The sequence below is a fragment of the Streptomyces sp. NPDC050528 genome, assembly GCF_044457795.1.
Taxonomy (GTDB): domain Bacteria; phylum Actinomycetota; class Actinomycetes; order Streptomycetales; family Streptomycetaceae; genus Streptomyces.
In genome coordinates this window covers 104,989-122,997 of record NZ_JBITHH010000011.1, presented here as the reverse complement: position 1 = coordinate 122,997, position 18,009 = coordinate 104,989, and the positions used below count along the sequence as shown (strand labels likewise).

General features: G+C 70.2%; 16 protein-coding genes. 7 read left to right on the top strand and 9 right to left on the bottom strand.

Going from position 1 to position 18,009, the window contains the following annotated elements; genetic code table 11:
- Positions 1-23: 23 nt before the first annotated feature.
- The 4 genes from ACIBK4_RS33965 to ACIBK4_RS33950 form a co-directional block, all read right to left on the bottom strand.
- Entirely contained in the window at positions 24-1,457 is a 1,434-nt protein-coding gene (locus tag ACIBK4_RS33965; RefSeq protein ID WP_399000998.1) for a CitMHS family transporter, read from the bottom strand.
- 122 nt (positions 1,458-1,579) lie between these two features.
- The gene (locus ACIBK4_RS33960) at positions 1,580-3,820 is read right to left on the bottom strand and encodes a molybdopterin oxidoreductase family protein (RefSeq protein WP_399000996.1); all 2,241 of its coding nucleotides are present in this window, start codon (positions 3,818-3,820) and stop codon (positions 1,580-1,582) included.
- 120 nt (positions 3,821-3,940) lie between these two features.
- On the bottom strand, positions 3,941-4,558 hold the full coding sequence (locus ACIBK4_RS33955) for a TetR family transcriptional regulator (protein ID WP_399000994.1): 618 nt from the start codon (positions 4,556-4,558) through the stop codon (positions 3,941-3,943).
- A 64-nt stretch (positions 4,559-4,622) separates the two neighbouring features.
- Positions 4,623-5,198, bottom strand: a complete 576-nt coding sequence (locus tag ACIBK4_RS33950) for a hypothetical protein (RefSeq protein ID WP_399000992.1) — start codon at positions 5,196-5,198, stop codon at positions 4,623-4,625.
- Between the two features lie 182 nt (positions 5,199-5,380).
- Here ACIBK4_RS33950 and hmgA point away from each other — a divergent pair, with 182 nt between their 5' ends.
- The 3 genes from hmgA (at position 5,381) to ACIBK4_RS33935 (ending at position 8,701) form a co-directional block, all read left to right on the top strand.
- Positions 5,381-6,697 (top strand): homogentisate 1,2-dioxygenase, encoded by a 1,317-nt coding sequence (gene hmgA / locus ACIBK4_RS33945; protein WP_399000990.1) that lies wholly within the window; start codon positions 5,381-5,383, stop codon positions 6,695-6,697.
- A 72-nt stretch (positions 6,698-6,769) separates the two neighbouring features.
- Positions 6,770-7,522: a GntR family transcriptional regulator gene (locus tag ACIBK4_RS33940; protein WP_399000988.1), complete on the top strand. Its 753-nt coding sequence runs from the start codon at positions 6,770-6,772 to the stop codon at positions 7,520-7,522.
- Positions 7,523-7,534: 12 nt separating this feature from the next.
- Positions 7,535-8,701, top strand: a complete 1,167-nt coding sequence (locus tag ACIBK4_RS33935; RefSeq protein ID WP_399000986.1) for a type ISP restriction/modification enzyme — start codon at positions 7,535-7,537, stop codon at positions 8,699-8,701.
- Between the two features lie 90 nt (positions 8,702-8,791).
- On the opposite strand, the gene ACIBK4_RS33930 is transcribed toward ACIBK4_RS33935, so the two are convergent.
- Complete coding sequence (locus ACIBK4_RS33930; protein WP_399000984.1) at positions 8,792-9,514, bottom strand: TetR/AcrR family transcriptional regulator; 723 nt, start codon at positions 9,512-9,514, stop codon at positions 8,792-8,794.
- A gap of 63 nt (positions 9,515-9,577) precedes the next feature.
- On the opposite strand from ACIBK4_RS33930, the gene ACIBK4_RS33925 reads away from it, so the two are divergent.
- Positions 9,578-10,546 (top strand): ATP-binding cassette domain-containing protein, encoded by a 969-nt coding sequence (locus ACIBK4_RS33925; RefSeq protein WP_399000982.1) that lies wholly within the window; start codon positions 9,578-9,580, stop codon positions 10,544-10,546.
- Complete coding sequence (locus ACIBK4_RS33920) at positions 10,543-11,325, top strand: ABC transporter permease (protein WP_399000980.1); 783 nt, start codon at positions 10,543-10,545, stop codon at positions 11,323-11,325. Before ACIBK4_RS33925 ends, ACIBK4_RS33920 begins: the two co-directional genes overlap by 4 nt.
- 4 nt (positions 11,326-11,329) lie before the next feature.
- Here the strand turns inward: ACIBK4_RS33920 and ACIBK4_RS33915 are convergent, their stop codons facing one another.
- On the bottom strand, positions 11,330-12,976 hold the full coding sequence (locus tag ACIBK4_RS33915; protein WP_399000978.1) for an amidohydrolase: 1,647 nt from the start codon (positions 12,974-12,976) through the stop codon (positions 11,330-11,332).
- Positions 12,977-13,072: 96 nt separating this feature from the next.
- Here ACIBK4_RS33915 and ACIBK4_RS33910 point away from each other — a divergent pair, with 96 nt between their 5' ends.
- Positions 13,073-14,281 carry a CaiB/BaiF CoA transferase family protein gene (locus ACIBK4_RS33910; protein ID WP_399000976.1) on the top strand — a complete coding sequence of 403 codons (1,209 nt, stop codon included), beginning with the start codon at positions 13,073-13,075 and terminating at the stop codon, positions 14,279-14,281.
- 42 nt (positions 14,282-14,323) lie between these two features.
- On the opposite strand, the gene ACIBK4_RS33905 is transcribed toward ACIBK4_RS33910, so the two are convergent.
- From ACIBK4_RS33905 to ACIBK4_RS33895, 3 genes are all read right to left on the bottom strand, one after another.
- A complete protein-coding gene (locus ACIBK4_RS33905; protein WP_266873831.1) occupies positions 14,324-14,590 on the bottom strand; it encodes a hypothetical protein in 267 nt (88 codons plus the stop codon).
- 128 nt (positions 14,591-14,718) lie between these two features.
- A complete protein-coding gene (locus tag ACIBK4_RS33900) occupies positions 14,719-15,561 on the bottom strand; it encodes an anti-sigma factor domain-containing protein (protein ID WP_399000974.1) in 843 nt (280 codons plus the stop codon).
- Complete coding sequence (locus ACIBK4_RS33895; protein WP_366436328.1) at positions 15,558-16,100, bottom strand: sigma-70 family RNA polymerase sigma factor; 543 nt, start codon at positions 16,098-16,100, stop codon at positions 15,558-15,560. Before ACIBK4_RS33895 ends, ACIBK4_RS33900 begins: the two co-directional genes overlap by 4 nt.
- A gap of 229 nt (positions 16,101-16,329) precedes the next feature.
- Here ACIBK4_RS33895 and ACIBK4_RS33890 point away from each other — a divergent pair, with 229 nt between their 5' ends.
- Positions 16,330-17,871, top strand: coding sequence for a DUF4331 domain-containing protein (locus tag ACIBK4_RS33890; protein ID WP_399000972.1), 1,542 nt, complete (start codon positions 16,330-16,332; stop codon positions 17,869-17,871).
- The last annotated feature ends 138 nt before the right edge of the window (positions 17,872-18,009 follow it).

Below are 18,009 nucleotides of genomic sequence, written 5' to 3'. Positions count from 1 at the left end.
CGGTCGGACGATGCCGAGGTCGGTCAGATGATGCCGAACAGGATTCCTGCCCCGAGGACGACGAGCGATGTCAGGGCGGCCCACTTGACCACGAACCGGGTGTGGTCGCCGAACTCGACCTTGGCCATGCCGACCAGGACGTAGACGGCGGGCACCAACGGGCTGGACATGTGCAGCGGTTGACCGACGAGCGAGGCGCGGGCGATCTCCAGGGTCGAGACGCCGTGGGCGTTGCCGGCCTCGGCGAGCACCGGGACGATGCCGAAGTAGAAGCCGTCGTTCGACATGAAGTACGTGAGCGGGATGCTCAGCACGCCGGTGACGAAGGCCATGTGCGGGCCCATGCCGTCGGGGATGTTGTCGACCAGCCAGGTCGCCATGTGGTCGACCATGCCGGTGCCTTGGAGCACGCCGGTGAAGACGGCGGCGGCGAAGACCATGCCGGAGACGTTGAGGACGTTCTCCGCGTGGGCGCCGAGACGGGCCTTCTGGTCGGGCATGTGGGGGAAGTTGACGGTCAGGGCGAGGGCGGCGCCGAGCAGGAAGAGGACCGGGATCGGCAGCCACTCCATGATCATGGCGACGAGCAGGGTGACCGTGAGCAGCGCGTTGAACCAATAGAGCTTGGGGCGCAGGGTGGGCCTGTCGGGGTCGAGGCCCTGGAACCCCTCGTCCTCGTCGGGGAGTTCGGCGTCGGCGTCCGTGCCTGAACCCGAACTCCCGCTCGCCGCCTGCTTGTTGTCGCCCTTGCCTGCCGCCAGGCCCTTATTGTCGCCGCCGGCGCCCACGAGGACCGTCTCCGACTCGGCGGGCTCCTCGACGAGCACCTCGTCCAGCGTCAGCACGCCGAGCCGCTTGCGCTCGCGGCGACCGAGGACGTAGGAGAGGACGAGGACCGCCAGCATGCCCACGGCGAGGGCCGGGATCATCGGGACGAAGATGTCGCTGGCGCTGACCTTGAGGGCGGTGGCGGCACGGGCGGTGGGGCCGCCCCAAGGGAGCGTGTTCATCACGCCGTTGGCCATCGCGGCGACGCCGGTCATCACGACGAGGCTCATCTTCAGGCGTTTGTACAGGGGGTACATCGCCGAGACCGTGATCATGAAGGTGGTCGAGCCGTCGCCGTCCAGGGAGACGATCGCGGCGAGGACCGCCGTACCGACGACGATGCGCAGCGGATCCGCCTTGCAGAACTTGAGGATCCCTCGCACGATCGGGTCGAAGAGGCCCACGTCGATCATCACGCCGAAGTAGACGATCGCGAACATGAGCATCGCCGCGGTGGGCGCGAGGCTGGTGACGCCGTCGATGACGTAGTCGCCGAGCTTGGCGCCCTTTCCGACGAAGACGCAGAACAGCGCCGGTATCAGGACGAGCGCCGCGATCGGCGACATCTTCTTCAGCATGATCAGGACCAGGAAGGTCGCGATCATGGTGAAGCCGAGGATGGTCAGCATGAGTGGAACACCTAACGTTCGCCTTTGAACTCCCACCAGGGGCGGCGGTCCGACGACGTTAGGTCGCGCAAAGCTGCGTTAACAAGATGTTGACGCGCGAGCAATAAGCGCAAAACTCCAGGTCACAGCGGTGCGGTCAGTGCGGCCACCTCCACGGGCACTCCGTTGAGCACCGCGTTGCCCGACAACGGGTCGAGCTGACTGCCGTCGAGCAGCTGGTTCACGTTGACGCCCGGATCGGTGGCCGCGTGGCTGAGCCGGGTGCCGGGACGGTCGTGTCCCCAGCCGTGCGGAAGGCTCACGACTCCGCGCCGCAGCCCGTCGGTGATCTCGGCGGGGGCGGTCACCTCTCCCCCGGCGCCCTTCACGCGGACCGGCGCGCCGTCGACCACACCGAGGCGTTCCGCGTCCTCGGGGTGGATGTGCAGGGTGCAGCGGTTGGTGCCGCCGGTGAGGGCGGGCACGTTGTGCATCCAGCTGTTGTTGGAGCGGAGGTGGCGGCGGCCGACGAGCACGAGTCCGTCGGCACGGTCGCTCATCGCCTGCCGGAGGCGGGGCAGGTCGTCGACGATCGGTTGCGGCAGCAGCTCGACCTTGCCGCTGCGGGTCTTGAGCGGTTGCGGGAGGCGGGACTTGAGCGGGCCGAGGTCGATGCCGTGCGGATGCGCGAGGAGTTTCTCCAAGGACAGCCCGTCGGGCCGTACGCCGAAGCCGTCGCCGTAGGGACCGAGGCGCAGCATCATGTCCAGCCGTCGCTCGGGGCCGGTGTCGCCGGCGAGTTGGGCGCTGAGCTCGCGCGAATCACGGCCGTGGACAGGCGAGTTGGGATCCTTGACGGCCTTGCCGAGGGTCTGGTCGATGACCATCGTGTCCACGGCCGCCGGGTCGGCGCCGTGCATGCCGCTCGCGGCGAGGACCAGCCGGGCCAGGATCTCGGTCTCGGCCATCCGGCCGGGCTCCAGCGGGATCGCGGGGCGGGTGTAGCGGACCTGGTTGCGGACGGCGAGGGTGTTGAACGCGAAGTCGTGGTGCGGGCTTTGGGACGGCGGGGGCGGCGGCAGCACCACGTCGGCGTGGCGCGCGGTCTCGTTGAGGTACGGGTCGACGCTCACCATGAAGTCCAGTGAGTCGAGGGCCTTGTCGAGGCGGGCGCCGTCCGGTGCGGAGAGCACGGGGTTCGCCGCGACGGCGACGAGCGCGCGGATCGGTTCGCCCTCGGCGGTCGCGGTGTCGATCTCCTCGGCGAGCGCGGAGAGCGGCAACTCGCCCTTGGCCTCCGGGTATTGACTCACCCGCGACCGCCAGCGCCCGAGCGCGAAGCCGCGCCCTGGCCCGGCGGGCCGGGGCGTCCGGTCGGTGGCGGCCTGCGGGAAGAGGGCACCGCCGGGCCGGTCGAGGTTGCCAGTGAGGATGTTGAGGACGTCGACCAGCCAGCTGGCCAGGGTGCCGTGCGGGACGGTGCAGCTGCCGATCCGGCCGTAGACGGCGGCAGTTGGGGCGGCGGCGAGTTCGCGGGCGAGGGCGCGGATCTCGTCGGCGTCGACGTCACAGGCGCCGGTCACGGCTTCCGGGGTGAAGTCCCGTACGGCGGCGCGGAGTTCATCCACCCCCTCCACATGCGGGGCCAACTCCCCCAGCTCCACGAGGTGTTCGTCGAAGAGGACGTAGGTCATCGCGGCGAGCAGCAGGGCGTCGCCGCCGGGGCGGACCGCGATGTGGCGGTCGGCGAGTTTGGCGGTGCGGGTGCGGCGCGGGTCGATGACGGTGAGGGTGCCGCCGCGGGCCTTGAGTGCCTTGAGCTTGCCGGGGAAGTCGGGGGCGGTGCACAGACTCCCGTTGGACTCAAGGGGGTTGGCGCCGATGAGGAGGAGGTGGTCGGTGTGGTCGAGGTCCGGGACCGGGATCGCGTTGGCGTCGCCGTACAGCAGTCCGCAGGAGACGTGCTTGGGCATCTGGTCGACCGTGGACGCGGTGAAGACGCTGCGGGTGCCGAGGGCGCCGAGCAGGACCTGCGGGTAGAGGGCGCCGGCCATCGTGTGCACGTTGGGGTTGCCGAGGACGACGCCGACGGCGTGCGGGCCGTGGCGCTCGACGATCGGGCGCAGGCCGGCCGCGACCGCGTCGAAGGCCTCCTCCCAGGTGGCCTCGCGCAGTTCGCCGTCCCGGCGGACGAGCGGGGTGCGCAGGCGGTCGGGGTCGCTGTCGACGGCGCCGAAGGAGGCGCCCTTGGGGCAGATGAAGCCCCGGCTGAACACGTCGTCGCGATCACCCCGGGCGCCGGTGACCCGGGTGCCCTCGATGGTGAGCGTCAGCCCACAGGTGGCTTCGCACAGGGGGCAGATACGCGGGGCGGTGCGGGACACGGGGCCTCCCAAGGGCTTCGTTGCCTCTTGGCGGCGAGCATACCGAGCGGTATGGAGGGTGGCGAGGGGGTGACGGGGGTGACGTCGGAAACCCGCGTCACATCGGCGTCGGGCCGCCGGTCAGTCCAGGACCCGTGCCAGATACGCCCGCAGCAGCTCCCGCGTCTCCGCGATGACCTTCTCGTCGCCCTCCGGCGCGACCCGGAACGCCAGGTGGACGAGGGCGTCGGCGGTCTCCACGGCGATCAGGAAGACACGGCGGAGGTCCTCGTCGGGCTCGCGGGCGAGGTAGCCGGAGAGGAGGTCGGTGAGGCGGTCGGCGACGCGGGTGTTGGGTTCCGCGTGGCCCGAGCCGATGGGGATCTGGTTGCCGAAGTCGACAAGGGAGAAGCCGGGCGCGGTGCGCTTCATCGCCAGGTACTCGTCGAGGACGGCGTCCACCGCCGTCCGCCAGCCCTCAGCACCCGACTCCTTGAGGCGCTCGGTGACCCGCTCCGTGTAGCGCTCCAGGTTGCGCTGCGCGAGGGCGTCGGCCATCGCACGCTTGTTCCCGAAGAAGCGGTAGACCGAGCCGATGGGGACACCGGCGCGCAGGGCCACGGCCCGGGTGCTCAGCGCGTCGTAGCCGACCTCGTCGAGGAGGTCGGCGCAGGCGTCGAGAATCCTGGTCAGCCGTTCGGCGCTCCGCCGCTGCACGGGCGCACGCCGGAGCGATGTCGTGTGGGGCACGGGCTTCATGATGCCTTTCCGCCGCGGTCAGGTGAAGCTCGTACCTGAGTACGGAATTGGGTGTCCGTAGCACTCATTTCGACCCCCGTGTCGGCCCCTGCGCCGGCGAGGAGCCGGGGACCTTGCTGCCGTCGGGCGTGGCCTGGGCCGCCGACGCCGTGATGTCCGCCGTGCTCTGCACCGGCTTTCCGTGGACGGCCCACACCGTGCCGTCGTCGGCGTAGAGGCGCGCGGTGACGTGGTGGGTGCCGTGCGGGACGAGGTCGGCCGCGAGGTGGTACTCGGGGATGCGGAGGCTGGCGACGGTACGGCCGTCCACGAGGAGGTGGACGGTGCCGCGTCCCGCGACGGCCTGCGGCTTCACGCCGGCGGGCGAGAAGCGGAAGTCGCGCACGGTCAGCGTGACGTCCCAGCTGTCGTCCACGGCATCGGGCTCCACCTCGACACCGACCTCCGGCGCGCCCTTCTTGTCCACCTCGCGGTAGTGCCGGCCCTGTTCGTCGGTGTCGTCGAGGACCTTGCCCACGGGCGAAGGCGACACCCCGTCGCCCTTCTTCGCGGCGGCATCACCGGAGTCGCAGCCCGCCGATCCGGCCAGCAGGAGGGCACAGACCGCGAGCGCGGTGAGGAGTGCGCGCGACCACGACATGCGGGGGAGAGTAGAACACCGGTCCGACAGCCGGATCCCCCTGGAGGCTGGTTCTTGGTCTCCGTGAGTCGGATTTTCCGCCCGCGCCCCTCACCTTTCCGGCCGTACCGCCCTCGTCCCCTTGCGCCCGCGAAACCGCAATCCTACGGTGATGCATAGGAATCAGATCGCAGGGAGCAGGCATGAGCGGGGACGCACGCAAGACCGCCGAGGGGCTGACCTACCTCACCGGTTTCGGCAACGAACACAGCTCGGAGGCGGTGCCGGGCGCCCTCCCCGAGGGCCGCAACGCCCCGCAGCGCGCACCGCTCGGCCTCTACGCCGAGCAGCTCAGTGGTACGGCGTTCACCGAGCCGAGGGCGCACAACCGCCGCTCGTGGCTGTACCGCATCCGCCCCTCGGCCGCGCACCCCGCGTTCACCCGCGCCGACAACGGCTTCCTCCGTACGGCGCCCTTCACGGAGACGGCACCCGACCCGAACCGCCTGCGCTGGAACCCGCTCCCCGCCCCCACCCCCGGCACCGACTTCCTGGCCGGCCTCTGGACCCTGGGCGGCAACGGCGACGCGACCCAGCGCACCGGCATGGCCGTGCACCTGTACCACGCCGACGCCTCGATGGACCGGGTCTTCAGCGACGCGGACGGCGAGCTGCTGATCGTCCCGGAGCGCGGCGGACTGCTGCTGCGCACGGAGTTCGGACTCCTCCAACTGGAGCCGGGACAGGTCGGGTTGATCCCTCGTGGGGTGCGCTTCCGCGTCGAGCTGCTCGACGCGTCAGCCCGCGGATATGTGTGCGAGAACTACGGCGCCCCCTTCCAACTCCCCGACCTCGGCCCGATCGGCGCCAACGGCCTTGCCAACGCACGGGACTTCCGCGCGCCGGTCGCCGCGTACGAGGACGTCGAGGGCCCGGTCGAGGTGGTCAACAAGTTCTGCGGCAACCTCTGGACGGCGACCTACGACCACTCCCCCCTCGACGTCGTCGCCTGGCACGGCAACCACGTGCCGTACGCGTACGACCTGCGCCGGTTCAATGTCCTCGGCTCCATCTCCTACGACCACCCCGACCCGTCGATCTTCACGGTGCTGACGTCTCCGTCGGACACACCGGGCCTGGCCGGGGTCGACTTCGTGGTCTTCGCGCCGCGCTGGCTGGTGGGGGAGGACACGTTCCGGCCGCCGTACTTCCACCGGAACGTGATGAGCGAGTACATGGGCCTCATCGAGGGCGCCTACGACGCGAAGGCCGAGGGCTTCGTGCCGGGCGGCGGCTCGCTGCACAACATGATGTCGGCGCACGGCCCGGACCGGGACACCTTCGACCGCGCGAGCGCCGCCGAGCTGCGCCCGCAGAAGATCGACGACGGGCTTGCGTTCATGTTCGAGACGCGGTGGCCGGTGACGGCGACGGCCCAGGCGGCGCGGGCCGAGCACCTCCAGCAGGGTTACGACGGCGTGTGGCAGGGCCTGCAACGGCACTTCCGCCCCTCGCGCTGACAATTCCATTCCCAATTCCCCACCGGTTTACGGCTCTTGCACTGATCCCTCCCTACCGGTACGGATGGCCCCGTGACCTCCTTCGCCCCGGACTCGATCGTCCTGAACCGCAAGTTGCCGCTCTGGTACCAGGTGTCGCAGTCCCTGCGCGCCTCGATACTCGGCCGCTCGCCCCGGGACCCGCTGCGGCTGCCCACGGAGGAGCAACTCGCCGGGCACTACGGCGTCAGCGTGCTCACCATGCGGCAGGCGTTGAAGGAGTTGGAGGACGAGGGCCTGATCACCCGGCACCGCCGCCGGGGCACGTTCATCGAGCCGGGCGTCCAACGGGCCACGCCGGTCCGCCTGTTGGGCTCGGTGGACGCGATCGTCGCCCAGCAGTCCGGCATGAGGACGGAACTCCTGGACCACGGACCGGTGACCGTGCCACCCGAACTGGCCGAGCACTTCCCGGACTTGACCGTGGTGGCGACGTACCACCGCCTCCGCAGCGACGAGAAGACCGGCGAGCCGACGAACCACGCCCGCAACCACATCCGCCCCGAACTGGCCGCACGCCTCGACCTGGACGACCTCATCCGCTGGCCGATGACCAAGGTCCTGCGGGACGTCGTCGGCGCGGACATCAGCCGCATCACGGACACGGTGGAGGCCCGCCTCGCCGACCCGGAGACGGCGCGTCTCCTCCAGGTCCCGCTGCTCAGCCCGATCCTGCACTACACGGGGATCACCTACGACGCCCGGGGCAGGGTGCTGGACGTGGCTGTCATTCACTACCGGGGGGACCGGTTCTCCTTCTCGGTCACCCTCGACGTCGCGAACTGACGTCGTCGTACGATGCCAGGCGTGACGCACGACGACGCTCCGCTGCTCGCGGACCTGATGCCGTGGTCCGTCGCACCGATCCGGCTCGGCCGGGGGTGGCCGACGGCGCCTGACGCGGCAACCCTGAAAGCGCGCTGGGACGCGCTGGTGAAGGCCGAAGTCCCCGAGCGGGACGTGCTGTTCGAGCCGACGCGCTCACGCACCCTGCACTCGGCGGTGTCCCAACTCCCGGGCCAGCCCAGCGGCACGGAGAAGCTGATCCGCGCCACCGGCCCCTCCCCCGAACCGATCCGCGTCCTGCACGCCCCCTTCGACGAACAGTGGCTGATCCCCGACCACCGTCTGATCGACGTGGCGCGACCGGAGTTGTGGCGGGTGGCGGACGAACGCCAGATCTTCGTGGTGGAGACACCGGCGGTGGCAGGCGCCCCCGGCCCGATCCTCCTCGCGTCCACGATCCTCCCCCTGGTCCGCCCGGGCCGCGTCCGCCCCCTCTACCGCCGCCCCGGTGCCGAGGAACCGAACCTGGCGCCGGGCCTGTTGGACCACCTCGCCACCCACCTCGGCCACTCCCTCACCCCGGCGGACGTCCTGGCCTGGACGGTGACGACGGCCCGCCCGGGACCAGCGGTACCGCTGACTTCGGATCCCGAACTGTGGTCACGCGGAGTCGAGTTGGGTCACCGCCTCCTCTGGCTGATGCGCCGCAACGGCGACCGCCCCAAACTCCCCGGCGGCCGACGCCCCTACGTCCGCGCCCCACTCCCATCCCTCCCCCTCACCCTCCACTACGACCGCGACGAGGAGACCCTCCACCTCGACGAGGGCCGCATCTCCCCGGTACCACCCGAGTCCTGGGACTTCGAGGTGAGCGGGGTACGGGTACTGGAGCAGTGGTTCACGTCCCGGACGGCGGAGGCCGATCCGGGCACACTCGCGGCGATCCGCCCGGGCACCTGGCAACAGACGTGGACATCAGAACTGCTGGAGCTGATCACGGTGTTGGCCCTGCTGGCAGAACTGCGGCCCCAGCAGGAGGAGTTGGAGGTGACGGACCAGATCACGGCGGCGGAGCTACGCAAGGCGGGCGTACTCCCGGCCCCGGAGTGGACCCGCCACCCAGCATCGGTCCTGGACCACCACGAGGAGGGCCCGGAAGGCCAGTTCGCTTTGATCTGACGGCACTGCAACCCCCCAGGGGCGCGGGGCTGTATTTGATATGCGGCTCCGCCGCGTGGGCGCGACCAGCCCCAACGCACCCGCACCCGTCTACGAACCGTCCCCCCGCGGCGCAAACGCATCCAAAACCTTCCCCAGCGCCATATCAAAAACCGCGTCCAGATCAATCGGCCCCGGATCCTCCATGAACGCCGCAGCCATCCGCGGATAAGCCCCACCCGCGATCTGACTCCCCAGATACGCGATCCGCACCGCGTTCTCCTGATCCTCCGACCACGGCAACGCCCGAACCCGCTCAGCCGTAGCCAACTCATTGCTCACATACATCGTCACAACCCCGTTGAGCATCCCGACGAGCTGCATCTTCGTGCCGTACGTCGCGTCGACCGGATCAAGACAGGCGAGGCAATGCTCCAGATACCGAAGCGCGTTGGGGCTGAACCCGTACACCGGTGACATCAACCGCGGCAGCCAGGGATGCCGGTGCATCAACGTCCGCGTCTGATGCGCGACCCGGATCATGTCCGCCCGCCAGTCCCCCGACGGCTCCCACTCCTCGTGCTCACCGCTGACCGCGTCAACCATCAGCTCGTACAGGTCCTCCTTGCGGGGGACGTAGTTGTACAGCGACATCGTCCCGCACCCCAGCTCGGCCGCGACATGCCGCATGGAGACCGCGTCCAGCCCCCCACCGTCGGCGATCCGCACGGCCGCCGCCGCGATGTCCGCGCGGCGGTACGCCGGCTTCGGCCCCCGCCCCGCACGCTCGGGGCGCGCCCAGATCACTTCGGGTACGGCCGCTCGGTCCGCCATTGATCATCACCTCGAACACCATGCTAGTTACGTACAGCGTACGTAGTGCGCTATGGTCGACCCATGACTACTACGTACGCTGTACTTAGTGAAGGTCTGGAGAAGCGCTTCGGCGCCGTGCACGCCCTGCGCGGGCTGGACCTGGCGGTGGCGCAGGGCACGGTCTGCGGGGTCCTCGGACCCAACGGCGCGGGCAAGACCACGGCCGTACGGCTGCTCACCACCCTGCTGCGGCCCGACGCCGGCTCCGCGCGGATCGCCGGGCACGATCTCGTCCGGGAGGCTTCGGCCGTCCGGCGCCGGATCGGCGTCACCGGCCAGTACGCGTCGGTCGACGGCGACCTCACCGGCCGACAGAACCTGCGCCTGTTCGCGCGGCTGCACCGGGTGCGGGGTCCTGCGGAGCGCGCCGCCGAGCTACTGGACCGCTTCGGCCTGACCGAGTCCGCCGACCGGCCCGCGTCCGCGTACTCCGGCGGGATGCGCCGGCGCCTCGACCTCGCGACGAGTCTCATACGACGCCCCGACGTGCTGTTCCTGGACGAACCGACGACCGGGCTCGACCCGGCCAGCCGGAACCAAATCTGGGACGCCGTACGGGACTTGAAGAGGGAGGGTACGACCGTGCTGCTGACGACACAGTATCTGGAGGAGGCCGACCAACTCGCCGACGACATCGCCCTGGTGGACCGGGGACGGGTCGCGCACAGCGGTTCACCGGCCCAACTCAAGGCGCTCATCGGGACGTACGCCGAGGTCGTCGTCGCGCACGCGGACGCCCTGGCGAAGGCGGCCGGAGTCCTCGACCAACTCACCGGCGCCGAGCCGTCGTTCGACCGTGAGCGCAACGCCGTCGGCGCGGTCACCGGCGATCCGACGCTCACGCTCCCCCGGCTCGTGCGCGAACTCAACGCGGCGGGCGTGCCGTTGCTCGACGCGAGCATGCGACCGCCGACCCTCGACGACGTCTTCCTCCGCCTCACCGACACGGCACCGGGCACCCCCGCCGACATCGAGGAGCGTGCCGCATGAGCACGCTGGCGTACGACGGCACCGCGATGCTCGGGCGGCAGTTGCGCCGGGTGCGGAACAACCCGGCGCTGGTGATCCTCACCCAGTCCATGCCGATCACGATGCTGCTGTTCTTCGGGTACGTCTTCGGGAGCGCGCTGGCGATGCCGGGTGACGCGTACCGCTCCTACCTCGTCCCCGGGTTGCTGGTGGCGACCGCCGCCAACGGCATCATGACGGGCATGTTCCAGGCCGCCCAGGACTCGCACCGGGGCGTGACGGACCGCTTCCGCACCCTGCCGATGAGCAGGGCCGCCGTACCCCTCGGGCAGGCCACCGCCGACCTGGTCGTCACGGCGGCCGGCACCGTCCCGTTCCTGCTGGTCGGCCTCGCGGTGGGCTGGCGGATCGAGGGGTCGGCACTCCAAGCCGCCGCTGCCGTGGGCCTGTTGCTGCTGTTCCGGTTCGCCTGTGCCTGGGTCGGCATCCTGCTCGGGCTGGCCTCGCGCAGCGAGGAGGCGGCCGGTCAGCTCGGCAGCGCGACCTTCATGCTGCCGCTGCTGTCCAACGCGTACATCCCGACCGACCGACTGCCGGGCTGGCTGCGCGCGTTGGCCGAGTGGAACCCGATCAGCGCGGTGACGACGGCCCTGCGGCACCTGTTCGGCAACTCCCCCGTCCCCGCGGGCGCCGCCTGGCCGGTGGCCCATCCGATCGCCGGGTCGCTGGCGTGGTGCGCCGCGCTGATCGCGGTGTTCGCCCCGCTCGCCGTGCGCCGGTACGCGCACGGCGAGCGGTGAACGGCTACTGCTGAGCGGGCAGTTCGGGCCCGAGGGACGCGAACTTCTCCTGGGAGACCACCCGTTGAGGCGGCCAGGTGATGTTGGCCGGTGGCCAGGTCTGGCCGGTCCGCTCCAGGAACCACTCCGGGGGTTCGTACATGGGCGGTTCGTAGCCGTCGGGCAGCGCCGTCCGCCATGTGACGCCCTCCGTGCGTTCCTCGAACTCGGCCTTGATCGCCCTGAGTTGTTCCGGCTGGGTGAGCAGGTCGGTCGCCGTCGCCGCGAGATACCGGGCGGCGGCGATGACGGTTGCCCGGCCGGGTGCCGCCGCCGCGCAGGACGTGAGGGCCCAGGTGTGCAGCTTGGCGCCGATCGGGGCGAGGGCGGCGCCCATCGAGACGGTCGGGACGTTCCAGCTGATGTCGGCGACGTCCGTCGAGCCTCCGCCGAGGAACACGGGGTTGGGCGGGGCGAGTTCGGCGATCTCGGTGTGCAGGCCCTTCGGCGGAAGGCCGAGGGACTCCTGCAAGTCACGCGCCAACTGGTGTGCCTCCTCGGTGAATTCGGGCGGGCCGAGCTGCCTCATGTTGTCGTACATCAGCTCCGCGAAGGCCCTGGAGGGGAGTTGGTTCCAGCAGGCGGCGGTGATGCGGTGCTGGACCGACGTCTGCGAGGCCTTCGCGGCCGCCTCGGAGACGGCGATCACCTTGTCGAGGAGGACCTGGACGCGGGCGGGGCTGCCCTCGCGGACGTAGTAACTGATCTCCGCTATCTCTGGCGTGACGTTCGGGATGTCACCCCCGTTGTTGATCACCCAGTGGAGGCGTCCGCTCGGCGCCACGCTCTCCTCGCGCAGGAACTCGGAGAGCGTCGCCATCATCACGGCCGCGTCCAACGCGCTCTTGTTTCCCAGGGGATGGCCGCCGTGACCGGCCACGCCCAGGAAGGTGAAGGTCACCGCCGTCATCGCGGTGCTGCTCTTCCAGCCGGTGGCGTTGGAGGTCGAGGGGTGCCAGTCGAGGAAGGCGTCGAGGCCGTCGTAGACGCCCTGGCTGACCGCGTAGGTCTTGCCGATCAGGTTCTCCTCGGCGGTCGAGCCGAAGAACCGGACGGTGACCGGGAGTTGGTGCCGTTGCGCGGCCTGCGCCACGGCCGCCGCGGCCGCTGCCGCCGCCGTACCGAGGACGCAGTGGCCGCAGCCGTGGCCGGGGCCGTAGCCCGGCGCGAAGGGATCGTGGACGTACTCCCGCGGGTCGTGGTGGCCGACGCCGCTGTGCTGGGAGAGGCCGGGCAGCGCGTCGTACTCGCCGCTGAAGCCGAGGACGGGGCCGCCGGTGCCGTGGGAGTAGGTCGCGGTGAAGGCGGTGGGGAAGCCGGCGGTGCCGAACTCGACCTGGAATCCGGCCTGTTCGAGGAAGGCGGCCTGGGCGAGGGAGGAGTTCCACTCGCGCAGGCTGAGTTCGGCGTACTCCCAGATCTCGGAGTTCAGGCCGGTGATGCGGTCCGTGTGCTCCGCGATCCAGTCCAGCGCGGTCGTCTTGGCGTGGCCGTCGAGGGCAAGGCCTGTGGGCGGGACGTAGGTGGGTGCGGTGCGGTGGGCGGAGGCCGCCATCACCGGGTCGGCGGCGGTCGGCGTCTCGTGTTCGTGCTGGTCGTGGGGGTCACACACACGCGCCTCCGGCGGTGAGGATGGATGCACCGGCCGATCGGTGCATCGGCCACAGGAATCATCCTTCCCGCATGACAAAGCCGTCAGCCCCACGACATGATCCCCGGCATGAACGCCCTCCCGCTGCCCCTAGAAGGCATCACCGTCGTCGCCGTGGAACAAGCCGTCGCCGCCCCCTTCGCCACCCGCCAGCTCGCCGATCTCGGCGCCCGGGTGATCAAGGTCGAGCGGATCGACGGGGGTGACTTCGCGCGCGGTTACGACACGGCGGCGGGCGGTCTGGCCTCGCACTTCGTGTGGTGCAACCGGGGGAAGGAGTCCATCGCGCTCGATCTGAAGGACCCGCGCGGAATCGACGTCGTCCGTCAACTCGTCGCCGGCGCCGACGTGTTCGTGCAGAATCTCGCGCACGGAGCCGCCGCCCGGCTCGGGCTCGACGCCGCCTCGCTGTGTGCCGCGCATCCGCGGCTGGTCGCCGTGGACATCTCCGGGTACGGCCCGAGCGGACCGTACGCCGGCAAGCGGGCCTACGACATGCTCGTGCAGTGCGAGGCGGGGCTGGTGTCGGTGACCGGGACGCCGGAGCGGCCCGTGAAAGCGGGGATCCCGGCCGCCGACATCGCGGCGGCCATGTACGCCTTCTCCGGGGTGCTCGCGGCGCTCGTGCGCCGGGGTGTGACCGGGCGCGGTGGACCGGTGGAAGTGTCGATGCTGGATGCCCTCGCGGAGTGGATGGGGCATCCGTTGCATCACGCGATGCACGGCGGAACTCCCCCGGCGCGCACGGGACTTGCGCACGCCGTCATCGCGCCGTACGACGCCTATCCCACGGCGGACGGCGGGCGGGTGCTGCTGTCGGTGCAGAACGACCGGGAGTGGCGGCGGCTGGCCGAACAGGTCATCCGGCGGCCGGAGTTGGGGGTCGATCCCGACTTCGCGACGAACGCGGCGCGGGTCGTGAACCGGAAGCGCACCGACGCCCTCGTCGGTGACGCGCTGGGTGGGCTGGGTGCCGACGAGGCCGTGGGGCTGCTGGAGCGCGCCGGTGTGGCCTGCGCGCGGCTCAGGGACGTACAACAGCTGGCGGAGCACCCGCAGTTGGCGGCCCGGGAGCGGTGGCGGGAGGTGGGTTCGCCGGTCGGGCCGCTGCGGGCGCTGCTGCCGCCCATCACCTTGCCGGGCGGAGGCGAGGCGCGGATGGGCGACGTGCCCGCGCTCGGGGAGCACACCGAGGCGCTGCTGCGTGCCGTGGGGATGGCGGACGTAGAGATCGCAGCACTGCGCCGGGACGGCGTGGTCGCCTGAGCGCGGGCCCCCGGGAACTCCCCGGGGGCGCCGAGCAGTTGCTCAGCGCCCGCCGAACAGCGAGCGGCGCAGCCTGCGCAGTGGCGCGAAGAGCTTGACACGGCTCACTCGGGTACCTGTGGCGCTGCGTTCCTGCGTGGTGTCACGCGAGGTCAGCTCACGCATCAGCAAGGTCGCCTCTGCCGTCTCGCGCTGCGGGACGACAGGGCCGCCCAGCACCGAGAGATGGCGGTCAAGACGCGAACTGGTCGCGCTGCTCCCGCACGTGATCGCAGGGACCCTTGCCCTGCTGCGCACTATCTGTTCCATGTCACTCCCCACCCGCGTACGACTCCACCCGGCCCGGGCAGGGTAACCCTATCGCCCCAACCGAGCACTCGTGTATCGAGGTCTCGGGATTCACCTTCCCCGTAAGGGTGTTGACGACCCCTCCTTGATTACTCTCCGAATCCGACCGATTTCAGGGCGAGTTGGACAACTGGCTGCGTTGTGGGCTGCGCTGAGCCACCATCGGGCTCGACGGTCACTGCGAGTGATGTTGCAGTTTTGTCGAGTCCGCTGGTCACCAAGGGCGTGTCGTCCTTGAAGAGCCCGAGGGAGCGCGGTTGCACATTGGGGCGCATCAGCCACAGTTGACGCACGCGCCCGCTCGGCAGCGCGCCGTATCCGCTCAGGGTGACCACCGCGCGCCCCTCCGACGCGGAGGCGATCACGCCGATGCTCCGGCCCGCGGCGTCCGCGCCGGTGGTCGCACGGGCGTCGGGAGCCGCGAGAACATGTGCGATGTCACGTGACTGCGCCTGCTGGGCGTTCAGTTCGTCCTGGGTGCGGTTCGCCTGCACGGCGAACAGCGAGGCCACGACGAGCGCGGCGGCGGCCGTCGCGGTGGCGAACGGCACGAAGAACGGGCGGCGTTGCGGCACGCGGGCGCGCGAAGCCTGAGGCTGCGTGCCCCACACGTGCGCCGGCAGCCGGGGCGTGTACTCCCGCGTCCGCGGTTCCCGCGCATGATGTTCCCGCAGCGGCCCGGGTTCCTGCGGAGTCTGCCGTACGGCGGCCAGCACCCGGTCGCGCATGGCGAGCGGCGGCTGGGCGACCGTGGACCAGGCGAGGCGGACCGCGTCCTCGGTCATGGCGCGGACCTCCTCGGCGCAGCGGTCGCAGCCCCTGAGGTGTTTCTCGAACTGGCGGCGCTCGTCGGGTTCGAGGGCGTCGAGGGCGTAGGGGGCGGCGAGCGAGTGGAGATCCCCCCGGCCAAACAGTCGGGCGAAGACGCTCATGCGACACCTCCCATGCAGTCGCGCAGCCGGGTGAGTCCGTCACGCATGCGGGTCTTGACCGTACCCAGCGGCAGCGAGAGCCGCTCGGCCACTTCACGGTACGTATAGCCGTCGTAATAGGCGAGGGTGACGGACTGCCGTTGCAGGGCCGTGAGCCGGTCCAGGCAGCGGCGCACCAACTGCCGTTCCAGGCCTGCCTCGACCTCCTCGGTCACCTGGTCGAAGGCGGGGTGGTGGGAGCGGCGGGCCTCGCGCTGCTCGCGTTCGCCGGCCGCGCGGGCGCTGCGCACCCGGTCCACGGCCCGGCGGTGGGCGAGGGTGAGGACCCAGGACAGGGCGCTGCCCCGGCCGGGGTCGAAGCGGGCGGCGGACCGCCACATCTCCAGGAGCACCTCCTGGGACACCTCCTCGGACTGCGCCGGGTCGCGCACCACCCGGCGCACCAGCCCGAACACCGGTCCGGACACCAGTCCGTAGAGCTCCTCGAAGGCCCGTTGATCACCTGCCGCCACCTGCACCAGGAGCTCGTCCGCCTCCACTCGTCCCCCACTCTTCGACCGCACGCGGCCCATCCCCTCATCACATCCCGTCACACGAGGCGTTCGTAGCGAACACCTCTACGGATGGGTTACGGATCAGCGCGCCCAAAACGCGGGTCAAGGGACGGATTGGAGGGCGCCAAAAAAACTTTTCAGGTTCGACCAATCCGCCCCGGCACCTGCTCCGAATCCCCGAGCGTCAGGCAAGTTGGCACTGAGGACGGACGGCATGACACCTATCTCCAGGAGCGGTGCGGGACGCAGGAAGCTCGCGGCCCTCGTATGTGGCGCGCTGGCCGCCGGGGGGCTCGCAGCCGCCGGTACGGCCGCGCTGGAACCGGGAGTGGCCGCGGCCTCCTCCCACCGGGAGGCGCCCCTCATCTCGGGGACCCCGCAGTACGACAACACGGACCTGTACGCGTTCGTCAGCCCGGACAAGCCGGACACCACGACGATCGTGGCGAACTGGATACCGTTCGAGGAGCCCGCCGGCGGCCCGAACTTCTACCAGTTCGCGGACGACGCCCAGTACGACCTGCACATCGACAACAACGGTGACGCACTGGACGACTTCATCTTCCGCTACACCTTCAGCACGCAGATCAAGAACAAGAAGACGTTCCTCTACAACACGGGTCCGGTCACCAGCCTCACCGACCCCGACCTCAACATCACGCAGTCGTACGACGTCGAGCTCATCAAGCTGAAGAAGGGCAAGGCGGTCTCCGAGACGAAGGTCGCCGACGACATCCCGGCGGCGCCCTCGGACGTCGGCGACGCGTCGATGCCGGACTACGCCAAGCTGCGCTCGCAGGCGATCTACAAGACGACGAACGGCGGCGCGACCTTCGCCGGTCAGGCCGACGACCCGTTCTTCGCGGACCTGCGCGTCTTCGACCTGCTCTACGGCGGCAACCTGAGCGAGGTCGGCAACGACACCCTCAAGGGCTACAACGTCAACACGATCGCCCTCCAGGTGCCGAACGACCTGATCCGGCAGTCCAAGTCCCGCCCGACCGTGGGTATTTACTCCACGACCCAGCGCAAGAACGCGAAGGGCTACTACACGCAGGTCTCGCGCCTGGGCAACCCGCTGGTCAACGAGGTCGTCAACCCGCAGAAGGACAAGGACAAGTTCAACGCGTCCGAGCCCAAGGACGACGCGCAGTTCCTGAAGAACGTGACCGAGCCCGAGATCCCGAAGCTCATCGAGTCGATCTACAAGATCAAGGCGCCGAGCGAGCCGCGCAACGACCTCGTCAGCGTGTTCCTCACGGGCGTCAAGGGTCTCAACACCGAGCAGCCGTACGCGAAGCCGTCGGAAATGCTGCGCCTCAACACGTCGATCAAGCCGACCGCGCACCCCAAGCGCCTCGGTGTCCTCGACGGTGACAACGCGGGCTTCCCGAACGGGCGCCGGCTCACCGACGACGTGATCGACTCCGCGCTCCAGGTCATGGAGGGTGAACTCGTCGGCTCCAAGAACGACTTGGGCGACGCGGTCGACAAGAACGACAAGGGCTTCGAGAAGTACTTCCCGTACGTCGCCGAGCCCACCTCGGGTTCGCGCGGTCCGCTCGCCAAGGGCACGAGCAGCGGCACCGACGTCAAGAACCAGCTGGGCGACGCGTTGCAGCCGGCCGGTTCCTCGTCCAACAGCAACAACATGATGCTGATGGTCGCGTCGGCGGCCTCCGGTGTGGCCGGAGTCCTGCTGATCGGCGCGGCGGTCGCGTGGTGGCGCCGCCGGATGAGCCACCGCCCGTACTAGTCCCCCCTGACTGGCGCGGCCCGCACAGTACTTCCCCCACGGTGCGGGCCGCGCCACCCCGTGTCACGACCTCCCTGACGCGACACGGCCACGACTTCCTTGAGCAGTACGGCACTTGACCCACGTATCCCCACGTAT